The 7,001-nt window shown below is 70.5% G+C and carries 9 protein-coding genes; 5 read left to right on the forward strand and 4 right to left on the reverse strand.

Annotated features, from left to right (window positions below):
* Window positions 1-592, forward strand: a 592-nt coding sequence (locus OOT08_RS08480) for a helix-turn-helix domain-containing protein (RefSeq protein ID WP_325092192.1), incomplete at its 5' end; no start/stop codon positions are given.
* Between the two features lie 180 nt (window positions 593-772).
* Here the strand turns inward: OOT08_RS08480 and OOT08_RS08485 are convergent.
* From OOT08_RS08485 to OOT08_RS08500, 4 genes are all read right to left on the reverse strand, one after another.
* Window positions 773-1,075: a Dabb family protein gene (locus tag OOT08_RS08485; RefSeq protein WP_325092194.1), complete on the reverse strand. Its 303-nt coding sequence runs from the start codon at window positions 1,073-1,075 to the stop codon at window positions 773-775.
* The gene (locus OOT08_RS08490) at window positions 1,072-1,347 is read right to left on the reverse strand and encodes a glutaredoxin family protein (protein ID WP_325092195.1); all 276 of its coding nucleotides are present in this window, start codon (window positions 1,345-1,347) and stop codon (window positions 1,072-1,074) included. Before OOT08_RS08490 ends, OOT08_RS08485 begins: the two co-directional genes overlap by 4 nt.
* A 163-nt stretch (window positions 1,348-1,510) precedes the next feature.
* Window positions 1,511-1,609, reverse strand: coding sequence for a 30S ribosomal protein bS22 (locus OOT08_RS08495; protein WP_005504750.1), 99 nt, complete (start codon window positions 1,607-1,609; stop codon window positions 1,511-1,513).
* Between the two features lie 165 nt (window positions 1,610-1,774).
* On the reverse strand, window positions 1,775-2,209 hold the full coding sequence (locus OOT08_RS08500; protein WP_325092196.1) for an ArsR/SmtB family transcription factor: 435 nt from the start codon (window positions 2,207-2,209) through the stop codon (window positions 1,775-1,777).
* Between the two features lie 192 nt (window positions 2,210-2,401).
* Here OOT08_RS08500 and OOT08_RS08505 point away from each other — a divergent pair, with 192 nt between their 5' ends.
* The 4 genes from OOT08_RS08505 to OOT08_RS08520 all read left to right on the forward strand — a co-directional run.
* The gene (locus tag OOT08_RS08505) at window positions 2,402-3,742 is read left to right on the forward strand and encodes a TrkH family potassium uptake protein (protein ID WP_442916231.1); all 1,341 of its coding nucleotides are present in this window, start codon (window positions 2,402-2,404) and stop codon (window positions 3,740-3,742) included.
* A complete protein-coding gene (locus OOT08_RS08510) occupies window positions 3,735-4,403 on the forward strand; it encodes a potassium channel family protein (protein WP_325092198.1) in 669 nt (222 codons plus the stop codon). Before OOT08_RS08505 ends, OOT08_RS08510 begins: the two co-directional genes overlap by 8 nt.
* 133 nt (window positions 4,404-4,536) lie before the next feature.
* Window positions 4,537-5,835, forward strand: a complete 1,299-nt coding sequence (locus OOT08_RS08515; protein ID WP_325092199.1) for an alpha/beta fold hydrolase — start codon at window positions 4,537-4,539, stop codon at window positions 5,833-5,835.
* A 147-nt stretch (window positions 5,836-5,982) separates the two neighbouring features.
* Window positions 5,983-7,001 (forward strand): aminopeptidase P N-terminal domain-containing protein (locus tag OOT08_RS08520; RefSeq protein ID WP_325092201.1); only part of this gene is annotated, 1,019 nt, incomplete at its 3' end.

Genomic DNA, 7,001 nt, shown 5'->3' on the forward strand with positions numbered 1-7,001 from the left:
TACGCTGACACGTATGCGTGCCATGCCCCTCGACCCCAGCAACCGGGAGATCGCGATCGGCCCGCGGCTGCGCGCCGCCCGGCAGGCCCTGCAGCTCACGATCGACGAGGTCGCCACCGTGACGGGCCTCACCAAGGGCTTCCTGTCCCGCGTCGAGCGCGACATCACCTCGCCGAGCGTCTCCTCGCTCGTGGCGATCTGCGACGTGCTCTCGATCTCGGTCGGCTCCCTCTTCGAGGAGGCCCCCGTGCAGCTCGTGCGCGCGGGCACCGGCCCCCGGGTGAACCTCGGCGGCGTGGACGTCATCGAGGAGCTGCTGTCGCCGCGAGAGGAGTCCCGCGTCCAGGTGCTGCGCTCCACGATCGAGCCGGGCGGGCACGGCGGCGACGAGCTCTACGCGGTCGCCGCGGACGTGGACGTCGCGCACGTCATCGAGGGGCAGGTCCGGATCCGCTTCGCGGGCGGGCAGTGGGAGCTCGGCCCCGGTGACACCCTCACCTTCAGCGGCCGCGAGCCGCACAGCTGGGACGTGATCGGCGAGGGCGGGGCCACCGTGCTCTGGGTGCTCGTCCCCGCCCTCTGGGACGCCTAGGTCGCTGGGGCCTCCCCGACGGGCGCTGCTCTGTGCCCTGAGCGGCACGGACCGGTGCCCTGACACACACGGACCGCAGCCCCGCTTGCACGCAGCTGCGCCCTGATCAGCGCGGTCCGGCGCCCGGCCAGGGGCTCGCGGGCCGCCACCCGGCCACGCGCTGGCGAAGCCGGGACGCGCTTAGCGGGTGAAGTCGGTGGCGACGCGGCCAGCGGCGTGGGAGGCGATGATCGCCCCGGCGGCGAGGTGGTCGGGGTGCGTGGCGTAGGCGGACAGGCCCTCGGCGTCATCAAAGTCGGCGATCAGGGTGACGTCGAAGTTGTCGCCGTCAAAGAGCTCATTCCGGTGCACCGAGAGCGCCCGCACGCTCGGCACGAGCTCGGTCAAGGGCTCCAGGGCCGCGCGGATCTCGGCGGCCTGCGCGTCGCGCTCGGCGAGCGTCTCGCCGCTCAGCTTCCAGGAGACAATGTGGCGGAGGGTCATGCGGCGCTCGCTTTCAGAATGGCTGTGGTCAGGCGGTCGGAGTCGACCCGCCAGTAGGTGTGCATCCGGCCGTCCACGAGCACGACCGGGATCTCCTCGACGTGCTTCGCGTGCAGCTCGGCATCCTCGAGGATGCTGCGCTCCTCGACGGTCACGGTGACCCCGGCGCCCGCGATCCGGGGGGAGGCGATGACGGCCTCGATGGCCGCTCTCGCGTCGTCGCAGAGGTGGCAACCGGGCTTGCCGATCAGGGTGAGCGTGACGGGGGACATACCCCTATCGTAGCGCCGCGCCGGGCGAGCCCTCTGGCCGGGCGAGCAACCGGGTCCGGGCCACGGGCACGGGAGCCGGGCACCGGGCGCCCGGGCAGCAAAAAAGCGCCAACCCGAGGGTCGACGCTTTTCCGTGCAACAGCTCTCTCCGCTGGGGAGGGACCTACTTTTTGTTGCGACGCTGGTGGCGGGTCTTCCGAAGCAGCTTGCGGTGCTTCTTCTTGGACATACGCTTGCGGCGCTTCTTGATAACTGAACCCACGAGTACCTCACAAAGTCAACGGGACTACGGTGATTCGAAGCCCACAACAGAACTATTCTAAACCGAAGATGTCTGAAAGACGAAAGTACGGCTCACAGAGAGTCTACCTCACGCCGGGCGCGCCCCCGCGGCGGAGCGTCCGGGCGTACCCGGGAAACGCTCAGCTCAGCCGCGGAGTCGGAACCGGGCGACGAGCTCCTTGACCTGGTTCTCGGCGCGCGCGACAGCGCGGCCCAGGCCCTCGGCGGTTTCGAGCACGTCCTCGCTGAGTACGGGCTCCCCCTCGGCCTCCTCGGTCACGTACTCCACGGTGACCTCGGCGTTCATCCCGACGCTGAGGAAGGGAATGACGTAGTCCTCCACCATTTCCAGCGGCTCCGGCGTGAGGCCGTAGAATCGATGCTGGCCTTCCTCGCGGACGCTGACCAGCTCGGCTTCTCGAAGCACCTTCAGGTGCTTCGAAACGGTGGGCTGGCTCGTCTCGAGCTGGGCCACAATGTCGGACACGCTAATTTCCTGCCCCTGTTGAAATCGCTCGAGAAGAATCTGGAGGATATCGCGTCGGGTCGGATCCGCGATGACACTGAAAATGTCTGGCATACCCACCAGCGTAACCCGCTTCGTGTGTAGCATGACAACCACCGGTTTGCGGCGACTGCCGGCCCGGTACCGAACCGGCCGAAAGAAGAGCACGTGGTCCAGCGTTTTGCGGTGAAACAGCCGCTGGGGGTTTCGCAGCCCCGCGGGCGATTTGCCGCGCTTATCCACTCCTCACCGTCGCGGTTCGCGCTCATGATCTTCACGGCGCTGATCCTGTTCTGGACCGCGCTGCTCATGCTGCCAATTTCGGCGGCCAGCCGCACCGCGACCCCGCTCGTGGACGCGCTCTTCACCGCGGTGTCCGCGATCTGCGTGACCGGGCTGAGCACGGTCAACATGTCCGAGCACTGGTCGCTCTTCGGCGACCTGGTGATCCTCGCGGGCATCCAGATCGGCGGGATCGGCGTGCTGACCCTCGCGAGCATCCTCGGGCTCATGGTGATGGGCCGGCTGGGTCTGCGCCAGCGCCTCATGGCCGCCACCGACACGAACCCGCTGCGCACGTCGAAGGGCGCGAGCGAGAGCCAGGCGGTCGGCCTCGGCGACATCAAGGGCCTGCTGGGTGCCGTGGCGATCAGCGTGCTCGTGATCGAGGCCGTGCTGACCCTGCTCATCTGGCCGCGGCTCATGGTCGCGGGCTACGACCCGCTGCTCGCACTGTGGCGCGGCTTCTACTTCGCGGCCTCCTCCTTCACGAACACGGGCTTCGTGCCGCTCGCCGACGGGATGACGCAGTTCGCGGTCGACCCGTACATGCTCACCGTGCTCGCCATCGGGGTCTTCCTCGGCAGCATCGGCTTCCCCGTCATCTTCGCGCTGTGGCGCTACGTGACCGGGGGCGGCTGGCGCGCGCACAAGCGGCTCCCGCTGCACACGAAACTCACCCTGACCACGACCGCGCTGCTGATCCTCGTCGGCACCCTCGCGATCGGTGGCCTCGAGTGGGGCAACCCCGCAACCCTCGGCGAGCAGAGCTTCTGGCAGCGCCTGCTGTCCTCGGGCTACACCTCCGTGATGACGCGCTCCGGCGGACTCGGCACCCTCGACATCGCCGAGATGAACGGCTCGACGTTGCTGTTCATCGACATGCTCATGTTCGTGGGCGGTGGCTCCGCCTCCACCGCGGGCGGGATCAAGGTCACCACCCTCGCGGTGCTGTTCCTCGCCGCCTTTGCCGAGGCGCGCGGCTACCAGGACATCCAGGCCTTCCAGCGTCGTATCCCGACCGAGGTGCTTCGCGTCGCGGTGAGCGTCGGGATCTGGGGCGCGACCATCGTCGCCACCTCGACCATCATCCTGTTGCACATGACCGGGGAGCGGCTCGACTACGTCCTCTTCGACGTCATCAGCGCCTTCGGTACCTGCGGGCTGTCGACGGGGCTCACGGAGAACCTGCCCGATGCGGGCAAGTACGTGATGGCTGCGACCATGTGGGCCGGTCGCGTTGGTACAGTGACTCTCGCCGCGGCGGTCGCCGCGACGAACCGCCCGCAGCTGTTCAAGCTTCCCGAGGAAAGGCCGATCGTTGGTTGATCTCATCCGCAACGACTCCCCCGTGCTGGTGATTGGCCTGGGCCGCTTCGGCGCCGCAACCGCCGGTCAGCTCGACCGACTGGACCGCGAGGTGCTCGCGGTCGACACGGACCAGGCGCTCGTGCAGAAGTGGTCCGACCGCGTCACGCACACGGTGCAGGTGGACGCGCGGAACATCGACGCCCTCCGCCAGATCGGCGCAGAGGAGTTCAAGATCGCCGTCGTCGCGGTCGGCAGCTCGATCGAGGCGAGCGTGCTCGTCGCCGCGAACCTCGTGGACCTCGGCATCCCGCAGATCTGGGCGAAGGCGATCTCGCAGTCGCACGGAAAGATCCTGGAGCGCATCGGCGTGAACCACGTCATTTACCCCGAGCGCGAGGCGGGCGAACGGGTCGCCCACCTCGTCAGCGGGCAGATGCTCGACTTCATTCAGTTCGACGACGACTTCGTGCTCGTCAAGATGTACCCGCCGCGCTCGATCCGCGGGCTCAAGCTCGCGGAGAGCGGGGTACGCACCAGGCACCGCGTGACCGTCGTCGGCGTGAAGACGCCCGGCGGGCCCTTCACCTACGCGACCCCGGACACCGTGGTCTCGAATCACGACCTGATCATCGTTTCGGGCACGAGCGCGAACGTGGAGCGCTTCGCCTCAATGGGGTAATCGCGCGGGCTGGGCGGCCCGGGACGCGACGCGGCTGGCCCGATAGCATGGCAGGGGCGGACCCACGGTCCGGGCCGCCCCGAACCCGCCCGCTCATCCCGGGCCTCCCGAGTCCCAGAACGGCGGCACACCCGTGATCACTGCTGAGTACACCATCGCCGACGGCATCGCGGTCCGCGACATCGTCACCACGGTTCCCCTGGACTGGGCGAACCCCGACGATGGGCGCACGATCTCCGTCTTTGCCCGCGAGCTGGTGGATGCTCGCCGCCAGCACGAGGATCTGCCGCTGCTCGTCTTCCTCCAGGGCGGCCCCGGCGGGAAGTCCCCACGCCCCACCGGGCGCGAATCCTTCCTCGGCGAGGCCCTCAGCCGCTTCCGGGTGGTGCTGCCCGATCAGCGCGGCACCGGGCGCTCGACGCCCCTGACCGGCCAGTCACTGGCCGGGCTGGACGCCGAGGCCGCCGCGGAGCTCCTGGCCCTGCACCGCGCCGACTCGATCATCCACGACCTCGAGGAACTGCGTCGCTCCGAGTACGCGGGCCGCCGCTGGTGGACCCTCGGTCAGAGCTACGGGGGCTTCCTCACCCTGCACTATCTCTCGGTTGCCCCGGCGGCGATCATCGGCTCCGCGATCACGGGCGGGCTGCCCAGTATCGACCCCGACCCCGCCGTGGTCTACGAGCGCACCTTCCCGCGCACCGCGGAGAAAAACCGCCGCTTCGCCGCCCAGTTCCCGCAGGACGCCGAGCAGCTCGCTCGGATCGCGGACCTGCTCGACGCGGAGGACATCCGCTTGCCCGACGGCGACCGACTGACCACGCGCCGCCTGCAGACCCTGGGCTTCGACTTCGGGATGAAGCCCGGCTTCGAACGCACCCACTGGCTGCTCGACGAGGCCTGGGCCGACGCCGCCCGCACCAGGCTGAGCGAGTCGTTCCTGGCCGCAATCGCCGCCGAGACCGGCTTCGCGCGCAACCCGCTCTACGCGGCCCTCCAGGAGAGCATTTACGGGCCGGGCCCGAGCGCCTGGGCCGCCGAGCGCATCCGCGCGCGCCACCCGGAGTTCGCGCCGGATGCGCGCCCGCTCCTGCTGACCGGCGAGATGGTGTTCCCGTGGATGTTCGAAGAAATCCGCGCCCTGCGCGACTTCCGGGACGGCGTCGAGGCGCTGGCCGCGCAGGAGCGCCCGATTGCGCTCTACGACCACGCCCGCCTCGCCGCGAACGAGGTCCCCGTCGAAGCCGCCGTGTACTTCGACGACATGTACGTGGACGCGGGCCTCTCCCTCGACACCGCCGCACGGGTCGGCGGGCTCAACGCCTGGGTCACGAACGAGTTCGAGCACGACGGCCTGCACTCGGGCCGGGTCGCCGGCCGCCTCTTCGATGCCCTGGCGGCCCGCGTGCCCGCGCCGGCCGACCGGGCCTGAGCCCCGCGCCCCCGCGCCTCTCCCCCGCCCGCGCGCTCCCCGGGCTGCGCGCCGCGCTGCCCCGGTCAGCCCCGGCGGAGCCCAGCCAGCCCCTCAGCCCGTCAGCCCCTCAGCCCCGTCCGCACAGCCACCCCAGGAGGAACCGCCGTGACCGAGTCATCCGCCACCCACCAGCACGCCGCCCCGGCCACGCCGTCGATGCCGCGGCCCGCGGAGCGCGATCCCCGGATGCCGCGGCTCGCGCAGTCCCCGGGGTTCGTCGAGCACATGAAGCACGGCTGGTCGGCCCCCGACCGGACCCCGTTTGCCGCCCCCGGTATCGCCCAGGCCGCGGCCGCGCACCGCGCCAGGCTCAGCCGCGCTTTCCCGGGGCAGCGCCTGGTGGTCGCGGCGGGCCGCGCCCCGGTGCGCGCGAACGACACCTACTACCTGTTCCGCCCCGACAGCGACTTTTTCTGGCTGACCGGCTGCGACGCCGAGGACGCCATCGTTGTGCTGGAGCCAGCGGGCTCCGGCCACGACGCGGTGCTCTACGTGCCCCGCCCCGCCTACCCCGGGGAGACCGGCTTCCACGCGGACCCGGTGCACGGCGAGCTGTGGGTGGGCGCCGCCCCGGACGCCTCGGACTGGGCCGGGGTCCTCGACATCGAGACTCGCCTGCTGCCCGCGCCCGAGTTCGCCCGGGACACCCGTGTCTGGGGCACGGTCCCGCAGAGCGGCCCGGGCGCGCCCCTGGCGCAGCTCCCCCGCGACGCCGAGCTGGGCCGCGTGCTCTCCGAGCTGCGCATGATCAAGGACGAGTGGGAGATCGCCGAGCTGCGCCTCGCCGTGGACCACTCCGTCACGGGCTTCGAGGCGGTCGCGCGCGAGATCCCGAACGCGATCGAGTTCGGCGGCGAGCGCTGGCTGCAGGGCACCTTCGATCGCGTGGCGCGCACGCTCGGGAACGGCCCCGGCTACTCCACCATCGTGGGCTCGGGCGCGCACGCGCCGATCCTGCACTGGGTGCGCTGCGACGGGCCCGTGCGCGAGTCCGAGGCGCTGTTGCTCGACATGGGGGTGGAGAACCTTTCCTTCTACACGGCCGACGTGACGCGGACGCTGCCCTCGACGGGGACCTTCACCCCGGCGCAGCGGCAGGTGCACGACCTCGTGGAGGCCTCGCA

Origin of the sequence: Leucobacter sp. M11 (genome assembly GCF_035726885.1) — a bacterium.
GTDB lineage: Bacteria > Actinomycetota > Actinomycetes > Actinomycetales > Microbacteriaceae > JAPFRB01.

Bases quoted from the DNA above. Each gene is read 5' to 3' on its own strand.
- OOT08_RS08485 (WP_325092194.1), bottom strand. From the start codon at position 1,075: ATGACCCTCCGCCACATTGTCTCCTGGAAGCTGAGCGGCGAGACGCTC.
- OOT08_RS08490 (WP_325092195.1), bottom strand. From the start codon at position 1,347: ATGTCCCCCGTCACGCTCACCCTGATCGGCAAGCCCGGTTGCCACCTC.
- OOT08_RS08500 (WP_325092196.1), bottom strand. From the start codon at position 2,209: ATGCCAGACATTTTCAGTGTCATCGCGGATCCGACCCGACGCGATATC.
- OOT08_RS08505 (WP_442916231.1), top strand. From the start codon at position 2,402: ATGATCTTCACGGCGCTGATCCTGTTCTGGACCGCGCTGCTCATGCTG.